Raw genomic sequence first — 17,936 nt, forward strand, 5'->3', positions numbered from 1 at the left:
TCCACATGCGTCACACTGAGCCCACGGGATACCCGTGGGCTCAGTGGTTACACCCCTGGCCTGCGGTTTCCCAGTGGCGTTCGCCGCTAAATCACTTTTCGGTAACGCCAGGCTATCGATGTCACGATATGGTCTTCGAGGAACGGCCCGTCGGCGCACTGGTGTGCCGGTAGTAAGTCGGCGGTCATTTGCAACCGCGGTTCCGCGCGAACCGCACGAGGAAAGGCCCGAAACAGAATGCGTGGCGGACGTCTCAGAGCCCGGGGAGCCGGCTGGCTCAAGCGGTCGATGCTTCTCTCCCTGGCTGTTGTCCTACCGCTCGGTGCGGCGGTGGCCGGCCCGACCGGCACCGCTTCGGCGGCGTTCGATCCCAGTGGTTTCGACTTCTGGGTCGACTCCGAAATGGGCCCGATCAAGAACCGGATCTTCCGCGCGGCCGACGGCAACACCGGTCGCGTCGTGTACGCGCTCGACGGCATGCGGGCCCGCGACGACCTCAGCGGCTGGGAGATCGACACCAATGTCGCCCGGGCGCTGACCGCGGCCAACATCAACGTCGTGATGCCGGTGGGTGGCCAGTCCAGCTTCTACGCCGACTGGAACGCGCCGAGCAACTTCTTCGGTCTCGACACCGGTTCGGGCGGCAGCTCGACCGGTTCGGCGGCCACCGGCTCGGCCATGACGGGTTCGTCGATCGCGCCCGCCCAGGTCGCGGGCAAGAAGAACACCTACAGGTGGGAAAGCTACCTGACCGGCAACCTGCGCAACGCGCTGTCGGCCCGGCTGGGCTTCAACCCCAACAACAACGGTGTGTTCGGTCTGTCGATGGGTGGCTCGGCCGCGCTGACGCTGGCCGCCTACCACCCGGACCAGTTCAGCTTCGCCGGCTCGTTCTCCGGCTACCTGAACATCTCGGCGCCCGGCATGCGTGAGGCGATGCGAGTCGCGATGGTCTCCGCCGGTGGCTTCAACATCGACGCCATGGCGCCGCCGTGGGGCCCGCAGTGGCTGCGGATGGACCCGTTCGTCTTCGCGCCGCGGCTGGTGGCCAACGGCACCCGCGTGTGGGTGTCGGCGGCCAGCGGTATCCCGGGCGCGGGTGACGTGTCCAACCCGATGGAGATCGTCCAGGGCGTGCCGCTGGAGCTGCTCGCGATGGTGAACAGCCGTGCCTTCCAGGTGCGGATGGCCACCCTCGGCGGCGGCAACGCGAACTTCGACTTCCCGCTCACCGGCGTGCACAACTGGCGCAACTGGGAGACCGAGGTCAACCGCATGATCCCGGACCTGTCGGCCAACATCGGCTGATTCTTCGGCGGCTGATTCTTCGGCGGCTGGTGCCGCGGGTTTCGGCCTCGTGACCCCGGTTCCGCGGAGCGATACTGCGCCTTCGGCGTTCCGTCTCGCTCCGCGGAACCGGGGCGGCCGAAACCGTGGTTGTACTGAGAATGGCAGTGGCCGTTCGGTGCTTGGCACCGGGCGGCCATTTTCTTCGTTTTCGTCACGATCCGACTGATAGCCGGTGACGAATTACGTGCGGCAGGTCACCGTGAGTTGTGCTGCGGGTCACTTTCCAGCAACATGTAGGCATTCGTCATTGATTCATACACAGCGAGCATGCGTCGAGGTTGATTCGTCCGTTTTGCCCTGGATTGATCGCTTTCGACGCCCGATGAGGGATCCGACCGTGTAGCTAGGGGTTTGCGCCGTCGGTTCAGCCGAGAAAGGTCTAGTCGAATGCGAACACTGCGCTGGAAGCGTCGGCCCGTGAAGACCGCAGCCCCTGGATCGTGGGCGCGGCGCTGGGCCGCCGGCGTATCCATGGCACTGCTGGTGCCGATCGGAACGGTCATCGCGGGTGGTGCCGCCCCCGCGTCCGCCGGATTCAACCCCGCCGCCTTCGACTTCTGGGTCGACTCCGGGATGGGCCCGATCAAGACGCGCATTCTCCCCGCGCGAAACGGCAATACCCATCGCGTCGCCTACGTCCTCGACGGCATGCGCGCGCCGGAGCACCTCAACGGCTGGGAGATCGAAACGGATATCCCGAATGCGCTCGCCGCGGCGGATATCAACGTGGTGATGCCCGTCGGCGGTATGTCGAGCTTCTACGCCGACTGGAACTCGCCCAGTGAATTCTTCGGTATTCCGGGCAGTGGCGCGCCGAACTCCGGCTCCGGCGCGGCCAACGCGCTCTCCGGCGGGCCCGGCAAGAGCTACCGGTACCAGTGGGAATCCTTCCTCACCAACGAGCTGCCGAACGCGCTCGCCAGCCGGCTCGGCTTCAGCCGCAACCGCAACGGTGCGTTCGGTCTGTCGATGGGTGGCTCGGCCGCGCTGACGCTGGCCGCCTACCACCCGGACCAGTTCAGCTTCGCCGGCGCCTTCTCCGGCTACCTGAACATCTCGGCACCCGGAATGCGCGAGGCCATCCGCCTCGCCATGCTGGACGCGGGCGGCTACAACGTCGACTCGATGGCGCCGCCGTGGGGTCCGCAGTGGCTGCGGATGGACCCGTTCGTCTTCGCCCCGAACCTGGTCGGCAACAACACCCGGCTGTGGGTCGCCGCGGCCTCGGGTCTGCCGACCGGTTCCGACGGCCCGAACATGAACACCGTCAACGGCATGGCGCTGGAGGCGCTGGCGCTGGCCAACACCCGCGCCTTCGAGGTCAGGATGGCGACCCTCGGGGCGCGCAACGTCACCTACTCGTACCCGGCGTTCGGCATCCACGCCTGGAACAACTGGAACGACGAGGCGCTGCGGATGATCCCGGATATGTCGAACAACATCGGCTAGCGCTACTCTCCCCAGACAACCCGAACGCCCGGTGCATTCGTGCACCGGGCGTTTGTTTTACGGCGGGAATCGCACCGGAACCGGATGTTCACGGGTGCTGACCTGCTTCGCTCGACATGACGGCTCTCCGGTTTAATACCGCCGAGTTCCGTTGCCCTTGCAAGTAATTCGTGGGTCGAATATCCTCCAGCGAGCGAAAGTGTGACCAGATCGTTGTTTCACCTGTCTGATCGGCCGGACTGTCGGGATCCGGGCGATGTCGCGGGGCGGTCTGGCATGCCACAACAGCAGAAAGAGAGCGGAATTCACATGCGTTTCGGCAAGGCCGCCGCGCCGAAGGGTGACCAGCCGGGCACGTCCCGGGGAGTCGCATCTCGCGGTTGGCGTAATCGAATTCTAGCTGTCGGCGCCGCAGCCCTCGTGCTGCCGATCGCCGCAGGGGCGGCCCCGATGGCGTTCGCCGCCCCCGCGTCCGTGCTGGCGCTGCGCGCGCCCGCCGGTGGCTACGAAGAGCTGATGGTGCCCTCGAAGATGGGCCCGGTGAAGGTCCAGGTGCAGTGGGCGCGCAACGGTGGCAACGCCGCGCTCTACCTGCTCGACGGCCTGCGTGCCCGCGACGACCGCAACGCCTGGTCGTTCGAGACCAACGCGATGCAGCAGTTCTCCAACGACAACGTCACCCTGGTGATGCCGGTCGGTGGCCAGTCCAGCTGGTACGCCGACTGGACCTCGGCCAGCAACACCAACGGCCAGAAGACCACCTACAAGTGGGAGTCCTTCCTGACCGAAGAGCTCCCCGCGTTCCTCGAGGGCTACGGCGTCTCCCGCAAGAACAACGCGGTGCTCGGCCTGTCGATGAGTGGCCCGGCCGCCCTGCGCCTGGCCGCCCTCCACCGCGACCAGTTCAAGCACGCGTCCTCGCTCTCGGGCCCGCTGAACTGGGGTGCCCCCGGCATGCGTGAGGCCATCCGCGTGATGATGCTCGACGCCGGCCGCTTCAACGTCGACTCCATGGCCGCTCCGTGGAGCCCGGCGTGGCTGCGGATGGACCCGATGGTCTTCGCGCCCGAGCTGCGTGGCCTGCCGATGTTCATCTCCTCGGCCAACGGCCTGCCCGGCCAGCACGATCGTCCGGCCAGCGCGGCCGGTGTCTTCAACACCAGCACCGCCATGGGTATCGAGGCCATCTCGTTCGTCAGCACGCTGGCGTTCCAGAGCCGCCTGAAGTCGCTCGGCATCGCCGCCACCTTCGACTTCCCGGCCGCGGGCACGCACTCCTGGAAGTACTGGGAGGACCAGCTGTGGAAGGCGCGTCCGCAGATCCTGGGCGCCCTGGGCGCCTGACAGTTTCCGCCCAGCAACGCTGAGAAGACCGGTTCACCCGCAGGGTGAGCCGGTCTTTTTGCTGTGCGGGGCGCTCGCGTGTCCTCCCGGGTTATCGGCCGGTACTGCGGTACAACGAACGATGAGGCAGTCCCAGGGCGGGGATGAGGAGGGTCGCGCGTGTTGAAACATCGTGTCCGAGCGCCGATGCGGCGGATCCTCGGCATGGCGGCGATGACCGCGGCGCTGCTCGCGCCGACAGTCGCGGTACCCGCCCAGGCGCAGACAGGCGTCGCGGGCGTGCAACGGGTGGAATGGCTCTCGGATCGCCGGGTGGCGATGTGGGTGTACTCGCCCGCCATGAACACGCCCATCCAGGTGCAGATGCTGCTGGCGCGCGACTGGAACGTCCGCCCCGACGCCAAGTTCCCGATGCTGCTGATGCTCGACGGTCTGCGCGCCCAGGACGACGAGAACGGCTGGACCAAGGACGCCGACGCGGAGGGCTTCTTCGCCGACAAGAACGTCAACGTGGTGCTGCCGGTCGGCGGCCAGTCCAGCTGGTACTCCGACTGGCTCGCGCCCGACAACGGACGCACCTACAAGTGGGAGACGTTCCTGACCAAGGAACTCCCGCCGCTGCTCGAACGCGATTGGCGCACCACGGATGTGCGTGGCGTGCAGGGCCTTTCGATGGGCGGCACGGCCGCGATGAACCTGGCGGGCCGCAATCCCGGCCTGATGAAGTACGTGGCCTCGTATTCGGGCCTGCTGACCACCACGACTCTCGGAATGCCGCAGGCGATCACCTTCGCCAACAAGGACGCGGGCGGCTTCGACGCGGCGTCGATGTGGGGACCGCCCGGCGGGCCGGAGTGGGCGGCGCACGATCCCTATCTGCTGGCCGACAAGCTCAAAGGTGTGAGCATGTACGTCTCCAGCGGCAGCGGCCTGGCGGGCAGTCACGATCAGCTGGGCGAGGTGCCGCTGCTGAGCGAGAACTGGGCCGGTACCGGTCTGGAGATCCTGTCGCGGCTGTCGACCGAGAACTTCGTCGCCAAGCTGGAGAAGCTGGCGATCCCGGTGCAGGCCAATTACCGTCCCGCGGGCACACATACGTGGCCGTACTGGGATTTCGAGATGCGGCAGTCGTGGCCGCAGGCCGCCGCCGCGCTCGGCACCGATCCCGGCGGCACCGCGTGCGGTACCGGCGGCGCGATCGGTCCGGTCGCCCAGGCCGCGGCGTGGCTGGGCAACTGCCTGACGGCGGAGTATCCGGTGGCGGCGGGCATGGTGCAGGACTTCCAGAACGGGCGGGTGTTCCATTCCGCCGCGACCGGCGCGCACGCGGTGGCGGGCCGGATCGGCGGCACGTACGCCGGTGTCGGCGGGCCGTCGTCGCCGCTCGGCATGCCGACCGGTGGCGAGCAGGGCCTGCCGGACGGCCGTGGCCGCATGCAGACCTTCGAGGGCGGCTCGATCTACTGGACGCCGGAGACCGGCGCGCAGGTGATACGCGGCGCGTTCCTGGCGGAGTGGGGCAAGCAGGGCTACGAGCGCGGTCCGGCCGGGTATCCCGTTGCCGCCGAGGCGCGCACGCCCAGCCGCGACGGTTCGGTGCAGGCCTTCGAGCACGGCCCCATGTTCTACAGCCCGGCCACCGGCGCGCACCGGGTGCAGGGCTTCATCCTGGACAAATACGCGGGGCTCGGCTTCGAGACGAGCCCGCTGGGCTTCCCGGTCGCCGAGGAGGCGCCGCTGAAGGATCTCGGCCGGTACAGCCGGTTCGAGGGCGGCAACATCTACTGGAGCCCGCTCTCGGGCGCGTGGTCGGTGCGCAACGGCGCGGTCGCCGACGCCTGGGGCGCACAGGGGTTCGAGAACGGCAGGCTGGGGTATCCGGTCAGCGACGAATTCACCGTCCCCGGCGGGATCCAGCAGAATTTTCAGACCGGGTTCATCGTGGTGCGGGACGGCAAATCCGAAGTTCACGGGGTGTGAGCCCGGACTGAGAACTCTCTGAGCTTCGCCGCGCGGTACCCGGCGTCCCCAGATGTCCGGCTAGCCTGGTCTGCGACCGCTTCCCTGACGAACGATCGAGGAAAGACATCTTCATGCATCGGATTCCTGGCAAGGCTGCCGGATCGGTCGCGGCCCTGGCTGCCGTCGCCCTGCTGTCCGCCTGTGGCGGCAACGACTCGACCGCGTCGCAGACGCCCACCCTCTCCTCGAGTGCGAGCGCCGCCGCCTCGGCCACGTCCCAGGCGACCACGCCGGGCGGCCACGGTGACCACGCGACGACGTCGAGCGCCGCGCCGGAGTCCTCCGCCGCGCCCGAGCAGCCGCAGGCCGCGCCGGAGCCCACGCCCGAGTCCGCGCCTGCCTCCGACAAGGACAAGGCGTTCCTGGCCGAGCTGAGCAAGAACGGGATCAACCCGGCCAGCCCGGATATCGCGCTGACCGCGGCGGGCTACATCTGCTCCAGCCGGGCCACCGGTGCCTCCGATGCCGATATCGCCCCGTACGTCGCGGCGATCGCGGGCACCGACACCGCGTTCGACGAGTCCAAGATGGACGTCAACAAGGCAGCTCAGGTCTACATCGCCGCCGCGACCGCCACCTACTGCTAGTGAACCCCCGACCGACGCGACGCACCCGCAGGCTCTGGCCTGCGGGGTGCCTGACCGTGCTGGCGCTGCTCGTCCTGGCGATCATCGTCATCGTGCTGCTCTGGTATCTGCTCGCGGGGCGGTTGCGGGAGCCGGGGCCGACGCCGCCCGGGCCGCCGCCACCGACGTCGCAGTCGGCGGACTGTCCCGATGTGATGCTGCTCTCGATCCCCGGCACCTGGGAGTCGGCGAGCGCGGACGATCCGTACAACCCGAGCGCCAACCCGATCTCGCTGATGCTCAGCGTGTCGGGGCCGCTGCGGGCGCAGTTCCCGGACAACCGGCTCGAGGTGTACACGGTGCCCTACGTGGCGCAGTTCTCGAACCCGATCGCGTTCCCGCCGGACGGGCAGGCCTCCTACAACAACAGCCGCACCGAGGGCACCGCGCGGGCGACCGACATCCTGGCCCAGCGGCACCAGCAGTGCCCGCTGACCACCTACGTCATCGCCGGTTTCTCGCAGGGCGCCGTCATCGCCGGTGACATCGCCGCGCAGATCGGTATGGGCAACGGTCCGGTCCCGGCCGACAAGGTGCTCGGCGTGACGGTGATCGCCGACGGCCGCCGCACCGCCGACAACGGCCCCGGTCAGCCCACCGAGATCGGCGATCCGCCGCCGGCGGGCCAGGGCGCCGAGGTGGCGCTCGAGGGGGTCAACGTGCCCGGTATCAGCATGACCGGCCCGCGGCCCGGTGGTTTCGGCTCGCTGGCATCGAAGGTGAACTCGATCTGCGCGCCCGGCGACATGATCTGCGACGCCCCGCGCGAGGCCCTCAACCCGGCCAACGCGCTGGGCAGCCTTGCCGCGCTGATCCGCTCGGCGGGCAACCCGGTGCACGCGCTCTACGCCACCAACACCGTGGACGGGCAGGGCACCACCGCCACCCAGTGGACGGTGAACTGGGCGGCCGGACTCATCGAGAACGCGCCGTACCCCCCGCATTCCTGAGTGTTCCCCGCGGCGCGGATCGGCGGAGTTGTCACAGTCACAGCGGGTGTGTGATTGCCATGGATCATGCCTCGCTGTGACATCCGCACTCCCATTCGCCCACACGCTGTAAAGTGCGCTGATGATCGCGCCGACTTCTCTGCTACCGCGGAGTAGCCGGTGGCCCGAATACACCGCCTAGCACGCCCAGCGTGCAACAGCCAGGAGCGATGAGTTCATGACCGAAGCTGCCGCACCCGTCGGTGAGTCGACCGCGCTGGGTACGCCGCTGCGTCCGTTCCGCTTCGCGGCGGCGGGCGAGGGCAACAAGCAGGAGGGCGGCGCACGCAAGTTCGTCCAGACTGCGCAGCAGGCCGAGGAGATGGGGTACGACACCTTCGTCGTCCCCGATCACCTGGGCGACCAGATCGGTCCGATCGCGGCGCTGGGCGCACTCACCCAGGCGACCGACAAGATCCGGCTCGGCACCTCGGTGCTGGCGAACGGTTTCCGGCACCCCGTCGTGCTGGCCAAGGACCTGGCCACCATCGACGTGCTGTCCAAGGGCAGGCTCGAGGTCGGCGTCGGCGCGGGCTGGATCAAGGAAGAGTTCGAGAACGCGGGCATCCCGTACGAGCGTCCCGGCATCCGGCTGGAGAAGCTCGACGAGTCGCTGACCATTCTGGACACGCTGCTGCGTGGCCAGGAGTGCAACTTCGAGGGCAAGCACTACCAGGTGCGTGGCATCAAGGGCACCCCCCGACCGCGGCAGGGCCCTCGTCCCCCGCTGTGCACCGGTGGCGGTGGCCCGAAGATGCTCGCCCTCGCGGCCAAGCACGCCGATATCGTCTCGATCGTCCCGCAGACCACCAAGAACGGAAAGGGTCTGCTGTCCGGCATCACGCTGGAGAAGACGATCGAGAAGGTCAATATCGTCAAGGAGGCTGCCGGCGACCGGTTCGCCGACATCGAACTGAACTGGGCGATCACCGCGATCGTCATCACCGACGACCGGGAGAAGACCGCGGAGATGGCGCTGCGCGCGATCGAACGCGGCCTGCACCCCGATCTCGAGGTCGACGTGGAGCTCACCGCCGAGCAGATCCTGAGTTCGCCCTACATCGCGATCGGCACCTTCGAGGAGATCGCCGAACAGGTCAAGCGTGTGCGCGAACTCACGTCGATGTCCTATGTGGGCATCTTCCCCACCCAGATGGACGCTTTCGCGCCTGTCATTCCGCTGCTGCGGGAGGACTGAGCGGGGGTTCTCTGTAACATGACTCTGGTTTGAGAACATCTAGCCGATAGCGGTCACCGCGCAGACCGCTCGAAAATCCGCAGGTTGCTGTGACGTACGCACTGCGTCGTCCTGCGACCGGTGGCGATAGCGAGTCGGGGCCTCACAGGTGTCAACGCGGCAATGCGTTGAGAGAATTCACCGGTGTCCGGGCCTCGGAGGAGAAGAAGGAATGGAACAGACTTTCGACGACTACCTGGACGAGACCGGGAACATCAGCATTCCCGAGGGTCGAACCCTGGTCGATCACGTCGAGAAGCACACCCGTAACGATGCGAACACGCTCGCGTACCGCTACATCGACTACTCGCGCGAGCGCGACGGCGAGGTGCACGAGCTGACCTGGCAGGAGTTCGGAGTTCGGCTGCGCGCGGTGGCCGCTCGCCTGCAGCAGGTGACCAACCCGGGCGACCGGGTCGCGATCCTCGCGCCGCAGGGACTGGATTATGTGATCTCCTTCTTCGCCGCGATCTACGCGGGCACCATCTCGGTGCCGCTGTTCGATCCGGACGAACCCGGTCACACCGACCGGCTGCACGCCGTTCTCGGCGACTGCGAGCCCTCGGCGATCCTCACCGCGACGTCGTCGGCTGCCGGTGTCCGCCAGTTCTTCCGCTCGCTGCCCGCGGCCCAGCGTCCACGCATCATCGCGGTCGACGCGATTCCCGACACGCTCGGTGAGTCGTGGGTGCGTCCCGATACCGCGATCGACGACATCGCCTACCTGCAGTACACCTCGGGTTCGACCCGGGTGCCCGCCGGTGTGGAGATCACCCATCGCGCGGTCGGTACCAACCTGCTGCAGATGATCGACTCGCTGAACATGAACGAGAACTCGCGCGGTGTCACCTGGCTGCCGCTGTTCCACGACATGGGCCTGCTGACGGTCATCCTGCCCGCGGTGGGCGGCAAGTTCATCACCATCATGTCGCCGAGCGCCTTCGTGCGCCGCCCCGCGCGCTGGATCAACGAGCTGGCCGCCGTCTCCGACGGTGCGGGCACGTTCGCGGCCGCGCCGAACTTCGCGTTCGAGCACGCCGCCGCGCGTGGTGTGCCGAAGGCGGGCGAGTCGCTGGACCTGTCGAACGTGATCGGCCTGATCAACGGCTCCGAGCCGGTGACGGTCTCGTCGATGAAGAAGTTCAACGAGGCGTTCGCCCCGTACGGCCTGCCCAAGACCGCGATCAAGCCCTGCTACGGCATGGCGGAGGCGACGCTGTTCGTCTCGGCGACCAAGGCCGAGGACGAAGCCAAGTACATCTACGTCGACCGCGACGAGCTCAACAAGGGCCGGATGGTCCGCGTGGAGCAGTCCGCCGAGAACGCCATCGCCCAGGTCTCCTGCGGTTACGTGGGACTGTCGCAGTGGGCCGCGATCATCGACCCCGAGTCGGTGGAGGGCCCCGACGGCGGCCGCGAGCTGCCCGACGGCCAGGTCGGAGAGATCTGGCTGCACGGCAACAACATGGGCATCGGCTACTGGGGACGCCCCGACGAGTCGACCAAGACCTTCCGCAACCGGGTCACCGACCGTCAGCCGGGTGGGCACACCGAGGGCACCGCCGCCGACGCGGACTGGATGCGCACCGGCGACTTCGGCGTCTACTTCGAAGGTGAGCTCTTCATCACCGGTCGCGTCAAGGACCTGGTGATCGTCGACGGCCGCAACCACTATCCGCAGGACCTGGAGTACTCCGCGCAGGAGGCCTCCAAGGCGCTGCGGCCCGGTTTCGTCGCCGCCTTCGCGGTGCCCGCCAACCAGCTGCCCGCCGAGGTCTTCGTCGCAGACAGCCACTCCGGTCTGAAGTTCGACGCCGACGACGCGTCCGAGCAGCTGGTCATCGTGGCCGAGCGTGGTCCCGGCGCGGGCAAGGCCGACCCGGCCCCGATCGCCGACGCGGTGCGCGCGGCGGTCTCGCTGCGGCACGGTGTGACCGCTCGTGACATCCTGCTCGTCCCCGCGGGTTCCATCCCGCGTACCTCCAGCGGAAAGATCGCCCGGCGGGCCTGCAAGGCCGCCTACCTCGAGGGAACGCTGCGCGGTGGTTACACCCAGCAGGCTTTCCCCGATGCACCGGAAGAGTAATCGGCCGACCGGATCGGATCGACGCCCGGCGTGAGTGCACGTCGGGCGTCATTCCACGGCGCGCCCTGTACGCAGACAGGTAGCTTGAGGAATTGATGGCTGACAACGAGGGCACGCCCACCCAGAACCCCGAAGTTCCCGCGCCGACCACCCCGGCGGGTGATCTTTCGGTCGCCGAGCTGCGCGAATGGTTGCGCAAATGGGTCGCCGACGCGACCGGGCAGTCGATCGACGCGATCACCGTCGACCGGCCGATGGAGGAGTTCGGACTGGCCTCGCGCGATGCTCTCGCCCTCGGTGGCGACATCGAGGACCTGACCGGCGTCGTGCTCACCCCGACGGTGGTCTACCAGCATCCGACGATCGCCTCGCTGGCCGAGGTCATCATCAACGGCGAGCCGGAGCTGCCCGCCGAGGATGCCGACGACGCCTTCTACGCCACCTACGCCCCCGGCGAGACGCACGACATCGCCGTGGTCGGCCTGTCGACCCGGCTGCCAGGCGCGGGCAGCACCCCGGAGTCGACCTGGGAGTTCATCATCGGTCGCGGTGACGCGATCCGTGAGCTGCCGGAGGGTCGCTGGTCGGAGTTCCTGGGTGATCCCGGAGTGGCGCAGACCGTCAGCGAGTCCAACACCCTCGGCGGCTACCTGGACCAGGACGTGGTCAAGGGCTTCGACGCCGAGTTCTTCGCGATGTCGCCGGTCGAGGTCGAGCGTGTCGACCCGCAGCAGCGTCTGATGATGGAGCTCACCTGGGAGGCGCTCGAGCACGCGCGCATCCCGGCCAGCGAGCTCAAGGGCGAGAAGGTCGGCGTGTTCGTCGGCTCGTCCAGCAGCGATTTCCAGCTGATCGCCTCGCTCGGCCTCGGCGATCGTGACCCGAGCCTGCCGATCTCGGCGGAGGCCTACGCCCTGCTCGGCGCGTCGACCGGCATCATCGCCAACCGCGTCTCCTACTTCTTCGACTTCCGTGGCCCGTCGGTCACCGTCGACACCGCCTGCTCCTCGACCATCGTCGCGGTCCACCAGGCCGTGCGCGCGCTGCGCGAGGGCGACGCCGACGTGGCGCTGGCCGGTGGCGTGAACATGATCCTGGCCCCCGTCATCACCCTCGGTTTCGAGAAGAACGGCGCGGTCGCCAAGGACGGTCACATCAAGGCGTTCTCCAACGACGCCGACGGCATGGTCCGCTCCGAGGGCGCCGGTCTGGTCGTGCTCAAGCGCCTGGTCGACGCGGAGCGCGACGGCGACAACATCCTCGGTGTGATCAAGGGTTCCGCGGTGAACTCCGACGGCCGCTCCAACGGCCTGTTCGCCCCGAACCCGGAGGCCCAGGCCGACGTCCTGCGCGCCGCCTACCGCGACGCCGGCATCGCCCCCGCCACCGTCGACTACATCGAGGCGCACGGCACCGGCACCCCGATCGGCGACCCGATCGAGGCCGAGGCGCTGGCTCGCATCGTCGGCCGCGGCCGCGACGCCGACAAGCCCGCCCTGCTCGGCTCCGCCAAGACCAACTTCGGCCACCTGGAATCCGGCGCGGGCGCGGCGAGCCTGGCCAAGGTGCTGATGTCGTTCCAGCACAACGTGATTCCGCCGAACATCAACTACGCGGGCCCGAGCCCGTACATCCCGTTCGAGCAGGCCAACCTCAAGGTCGTCGATGAGCCGACCGAGTACCCGCGCTACAGCGGCGTCGCGACCGTCGGCATCTCCGGCTTCGGCTTCGGTGGCACCAACGCCCACGTCGTGCTCCAGGAGTACGTGCCGTCGCCGCCGGTCGTCGAGGACGTGACGGTCGAGCAGGTCGCCGCCGAGGCGGTCGAGGGCGAGGAGACCACCGACGTGGTCGCCGAGGCCACCGCGATCACCGCGGCCGCCGCCGAGCCGGAGCAGCCGGTCGTCGTCGAGTGGGACGGCGAGCGCGCCGAGCCGCTGCCGGTGATCATCGCCGTGTCGGCCTACCTGCCCTCGCGCCGCAAGCGTGCCGCCGCCGAGCTGGCCGACTGGCTGGCGGGCCCGGGCAAGGACGTGCCGCTGGTCGACGTCGCCCGCTCGCTGGCCAAGCGCAGCCACCAGCGTTCGCGCGGCGTGGTGCTGGCCAAGACGCACGCCGAGGCCGTCGCCGGCCTGCGCGCGATCGCCGAGGGCAAGCCCGGCGCCGGCGTGTTCACCGCCGATTCCCCGGCGACCAACGCCCCCGTCTGGGTGATGTGCGGCTTCGGCGCGCAGCACCGCAAGATGTCCAAGCAGCTCTACACCGAGAACTCGATCTTCCGCGCGACCGTCGACGAGGTCGACCTGCTGGTGCAGGACGAGGCGGGCTACTCGATCCGCGAGATGTTCCTCGACGACGAGCAGGACTACGACGTCGGCACCTGCCAGGTCGGCATCTTCACCACCCAGCTGGGTCTGGCCGCGGTGCTGCGCGCCCACGGCGCGGAACCCGCAGCGGTGGTCGGTCATTCGATGGGTGAGGTCGCGGGCGCGTACATCGCGGGCGGCCTGAGCCTGGAAGACGCGGTGCGCGTGATCTGCGCCCGCTCGCGCCTGATGGGCGAGGGCGAGCAGATGATCACCGAGGACGACGTGCGCAATATGGCGCTGGTCGAACTCAGCGCCCACGATGTCGCCGAGCTGCTGCCGCGCTTCCCCGACGTGGAGTGCGCGGTGTACGCCGCGCCGACCAACACCGTCATCGGCGGCCCGCGCGAGCAGGTCGAGCAGATCGTCGCCGAGGTGGAGGGCATGGGCAAGTTTGCTCGCATTCTGCCCACCCGCGGCGCCGGGCACACCTCGCAGATGGACCCGCTGCTCGGCGAGCTGGCCGCCGAACTGGCCGGCATCGAGCCGACCTCGCTGAAGACCGGCCTGTACTCGACCGTGCACGAGGGCCTGTACTTCAAGCCCGGCACCGAGCCGATCCACGACGAGCCCTACTGGGTGAAGAACATGCGCCACGCGGTGTACTTCACCAACGCGATCAAGGCCGCCGTCGACTCCGGGCACACCACGTTCCTGGAGCTGGCGCCCAACTCCGTCGCGCTGATGCAGGTCCTTGGCACCACCTTCGCCGCGGGCGTGCACGACGCGCAGCTCATCCCGACGCTCAAGCGCAAGGAGGACGAGTCCGCCGGCGTCATCGGCGCGCTCGCCCAGCTCTACGTGCACGGCCACGCCGTGAACCTGAGTTCGCTGCTGCCCGAAGGCGATTACGCCGACGTGCCGCGGACCGCGTTCGTGCGCAAGGAGTACTGGCCCAAGGTCGCGATGTCCTCGGGTCGCGGTAACACCCGGGTGCCCGGCGCGCACGTCGCCATGCCCGACGGCCGGCACGCCTGGGAGGTGCAGGCCGGCTCGGTCACCGACCTGGCCGCGCTGGTGAAAGCCGCTGCCGCGCAGGTGCTCTCCGATGTCGCCGTGTCGGTCTCGCACCCGCACGCCGCGCTGCCGAGCACCGGCACCCTGACCACCACCCTCACCCCGCACCTCGGTGGCGCGTCGGTGCAGGTGCACGCCAAGGGCGCCACCGGTTTCACGCTGCTGTTCGACGCGGTCGTCACCTCCGGTGCCGCGCTGCCCGAACCCGTTGCCGCCGAGGCCGTCCCGGCCGCCGTCGCCGCGCCGACCGCGGCCGAGGTGGCCGTGGCGACCAGCGACCGCTGGGACCCCAAGGGCAGCGAGACCGTCGAGCAGCGGCTGTGCGTGATCGTCGCCGAGTCCATGGGCTACGCCGTCGAGGACCTCCCGATGGAGATCCCGCTGATGGAGCTGGGCCTGGACTCGCTGATGGCGATGCGCATCAAGAACCGCGTCGAGTACGAGTTCGACATCCCGCAGCTGCAGGTCTCGGCCGTGCGCGACGCCAGCCTCAACGAGGTCGCCAAGGTGCTGCGCTACGCGATCGAGCACCGCGACGAGGTCGCGGCGATGGCGGAGAAGCAGGCCGCGGCCAAGGCGGCCGGTGAAGACGTCGAGATCGGCGTGGACGCCAACTTCGTCGAAGCCGCGCGCGCGGCGATCGCGGCCGGTGGGGATCCGCTGGCTGCGGCCAAGGCCGCCGGTGCGGAGCTGCCGTCGGAAGGTGGCGTCGCCGAAGCTGTTTCGGCGGAGCCGGTTGCCGAGGTGGCTGCGCCTGCGGTCGCCGAGCCGGTGACGCCGGACGTCGACTACTCGGCTCCGGCCGGGGACGAGGACAACGTTCCGCCACGTGACGCTGCCGAGCGGCTCGCCTACGCGACCTGGGCCGTGGTCACCGGCACCTCGCCGGGCGGCATCTTCAACACCCTCCCGATCCTGGAAGAGGAGGTCGCCGAGAAGATGGCGGCTCGCCTCACCGAGCGGGTGGGCGCGGAGGTCACCGTCGACGACGTGCTCGACTGCGAGACCATCGAGCAGCTCTCCGAGATCGTGCGCAACCTGCAGGACAGCGGCGCCGATGTGGACGGCTTCATCCGTCCGCTGCGGGCCCGCGTCGAGGGTTCCACCGCCACACCGGTATTCGTTTTCCACCCGGCCGGTGGCAACACCCTCGTCTACGAGCCGCTGCTCAAGCGCCTGCCCGCCGACACCCCGATGTACGGCATCGAGCGGGTCGACGGCTCGATCGAGGAACGTGCCCGGCAGTACCTGCCCGAGCTGCGCAAGATCCAGGGCCAGGGTCCGTACGTGCTGTACGGCTGGTCGCTGGGCGCCGTGCTGGCGCTGCAGGTCGGTCAGCTGCTGCGCGAGGAAGGCGCCGACGTGCGCTACGTCGGCCTGATCGACCTCGCGATGACCGTCGAGGACGAGGACAACAGCCCCGAGGAGCGCGTGCGCCGCCTCGAGCGCTACCAGGCCTTCGCCAAGAAGACCTACAACGTTCCCGCCGAGCTCGACCGCGAGCAGATCGAGGAACTGGCGGCGGCCTCCGACGCCGAGCAGTTCTCGATGATCAGCGACCTGATCAAGCTGTCGGGCGCGAAGATCCCCGGTGGTGTGCTCGAACACCAGCGCACCTCCTGGATCGAGAACCGCGCGCTGCAGCAGGTGCGCCCCCGCAAGTACGACGGTGACGTGGTGCTCTACCTGGCCGATCGCTACCACGACGGTGCGATCGAGCTCGAGCCCCGCTTCGCCGATCGCAAGCCCAACGGCGGCTGGGACGAGTACGTCCCGAACCTGGAGATCGTCCACATCCCGGGCGACCACCTCCAGATCGTGGACGAACCGCGGATCGGCCAGATCGGTGCCGACCTCGCCGCCAAGCTGGCCGCGATTTCCGCCAAGGGAGAGAAGTGAGCACTACCGCCGAAAAGCTTGTCGATCTACAGCAGCGCCTCGAGCTCGCCAAAGAGCCCGCAGGCGCGAAGGGGATCGAGAAGCGCGCGCGGAAGGGCATTCCCAGCGCCAGGGATCGCATCAACATGTTGATGGACCCGGGCACCTTCGTCGAGATCGGCGCACTGGTGCGCAAGCCCGGCGACCCGACCGCGCTCTACGGTGACGGCGTCGTCGTGGGGCACGGTCTGGTCGAGGGCCGTCCGGTGGCGGTGTTCTCACACGATCAGACCGTCTACGGCGGTTCGGTCGGTGAGGCGTTCGGCCGCAAGCTGTGCGGCATCATGCAGTACGCGTCCAAGGTCGGCATTCCGCTGGTCGGTATCAACGACTCCGGCGGCGCGCGCGTGCAGGAGGCGATCAGCTCGCTGGCCTGGTACGCCTGGATGGCGACCAATCTCGAGCCGCTGTCGGGCATGGTGCCGCTGGTCTCGCTGATCCTCGGCAACTGCGCCGGTGGCGCGGTGTACGAGCCGATCTGCACCGATGTGGTGGTGGCGACCGAGTCGGCGCATATGTTCGTCACCGGTCCGAAGATCATCAAAGAGGTCACCGGCGAGGACGTCAGCCTCGAGGAGCTCGGCGGTGCGCGCACGCAGGCCGAGTACGGCAACATCCACCACGTCGCCAAGGACGAGGACGCGGCGTTCGCCTGGGTGCGCGAGTACCTGGGCTACATGCCGAGCAGCTGCCAGGAGCTGCCGCCGGTGGTGAATCCCGGTCTGGAACCGGAGATCACCGATTCCGATCGCGAGCTGAACACGCTCATGCCGGATTCGGACAACGCCGGCTACGACATGCACGACATCCTGCTGCGCATCTTCGACGACGGTGAGTTCAAGGAGATCAGCGCCGAGACCGGCCAGAACATCATCACCGGTTTCTCCCGCGTCGACGGCAGCACCGTCGGCGTCGTCGCCAACCAGCCGCTGGCCTCGGCCGGCGCCCTCGACGCGCGCGCCTCGGACAAGGCCTCGCATTTCGTGCGCCTGTGCGACGCGTTCGAGATCCCGCTGATCTTCGTCGTCGACACCCCCGGCTTCCTGCCCGGCGTCGAGCAGGAGAAGGTCGGCGTGATCAAGCGCGGCGGCCGCTTCCTGTTCTCCTACGTGGAAGCCTCGGTCCCCAAGATCACCCTGGTGGTCCGCAAGTCCTACGGCGGCGGCTACGCGGTGATGGGCTCCAAGCAGCTCGGCGCCGACATCAACCTCGCCTGGCCCACCGCCCGCCTCGCCGTCATGGGCGCCGAGGGCGCCGTCAGCCTCCTCGGCGCGGCCCAGATCGCCGCCGCCCCCGAAGACCAGCGCGCCGCCATCCGCCAAAACCTCATCGACTTCTACAACGCCAATATCGCCACCCCCTGGGTAGCCGCCGAACGCGGTTTCATCGACGCGGTCATCGAACCCGCCACCACCCGCCTCGAAATCCGCCGGGCCCTGAAGCTGCTCCAGGACAAGAAGATCCAGCGCAACCCCCGCAAGCACCACGTCCTGCCGCTGTAGTACCTGTCAG

The 17,936-nt window shown here is 68.6% G+C and carries 10 protein-coding genes; all 10 read left to right on the top strand.

Annotated features, from left to right (window positions below; genetic code table 11):
• Positions 1 to 237 precede the first annotated feature (237 nt).
• The 10 genes from NV348_RS17020 (at position 238) to NV348_RS17065 (ending at position 17,926) form a co-directional block, all read left to right on the top strand.
• Complete coding sequence (locus NV348_RS17020; RefSeq protein ID WP_447147761.1) at positions 238 to 1,308, top strand: alpha/beta hydrolase; 1,071 nt, start codon at positions 238 to 240, stop codon at positions 1,306 to 1,308.
• A gap of 429 nt (positions 1,309 to 1,737) precedes the next feature.
• On the top strand, positions 1,738 to 2,799 hold the full coding sequence (locus NV348_RS17025; protein ID WP_447147762.1) for an alpha/beta hydrolase: 1,062 nt from the start codon (positions 1,738 to 1,740) through the stop codon (positions 2,797 to 2,799).
• 309 nt (positions 2,800 to 3,108) lie between these two features.
• Complete coding sequence (locus NV348_RS17030; protein WP_447147763.1) at positions 3,109 to 4,143, top strand: alpha/beta hydrolase; 1,035 nt, start codon at positions 3,109 to 3,111, stop codon at positions 4,141 to 4,143.
• Positions 4,144 to 4,347: 204 nt separating this feature from the next.
• A complete protein-coding gene (locus NV348_RS17035; RefSeq protein WP_447151065.1) occupies positions 4,348 to 6,123 on the top strand; it encodes an alpha/beta hydrolase-fold protein in 1,776 nt (591 codons plus the stop codon).
• Between the two features lie 113 nt (positions 6,124 to 6,236).
• Entirely contained in the window at positions 6,237 to 6,752 is a 516-nt protein-coding gene (locus NV348_RS17040) for a DUF732 domain-containing protein (protein ID WP_447147764.1), read from the top strand.
• Positions 6,746 to 7,741: a cutinase family protein gene (locus tag NV348_RS17045; RefSeq protein ID WP_447151066.1), complete on the top strand. Its 996-nt coding sequence runs from the start codon at positions 6,746 to 6,748 to the stop codon at positions 7,739 to 7,741. The genes NV348_RS17040 and NV348_RS17045 overlap by 7 nt, the downstream gene beginning before the upstream one ends.
• Positions 7,742 to 7,958: 217 nt before the next feature.
• Entirely contained in the window at positions 7,959 to 8,978 is a 1,020-nt protein-coding gene (locus NV348_RS17050) for an LLM class F420-dependent oxidoreductase (RefSeq protein ID WP_447147765.1), read from the top strand.
• Positions 8,979 to 9,189: 211 nt separating this feature from the next.
• On the top strand, positions 9,190 to 11,103 hold the full coding sequence (gene fadD32 / locus NV348_RS17055) for a long-chain-fatty-acid--AMP ligase FadD32 (protein WP_447147766.1): 1,914 nt from the start codon (positions 9,190 to 9,192) through the stop codon (positions 11,101 to 11,103).
• Positions 11,104 to 11,198: 95 nt separating this feature from the next.
• Positions 11,199 to 16,385, top strand: a complete 5,187-nt coding sequence (gene pks13 / locus NV348_RS17060) for a polyketide synthase Pks13 (protein ID WP_447147767.1) — start codon at positions 11,199 to 11,201, stop codon at positions 16,383 to 16,385.
• A complete protein-coding gene (locus NV348_RS17065; RefSeq protein ID WP_447147768.1) occupies positions 16,382 to 17,926 on the top strand; it encodes an acyl-CoA carboxylase subunit beta in 1,545 nt (514 codons plus the stop codon). The genes pks13 and NV348_RS17065 overlap by 4 nt, the downstream gene beginning before the upstream one ends.
• The last annotated feature ends 10 nt before the right edge of the window (positions 17,927 to 17,936 follow it).

It is taken from the genome of Nocardia fodinahabitans (assembly GCF_052983615.1).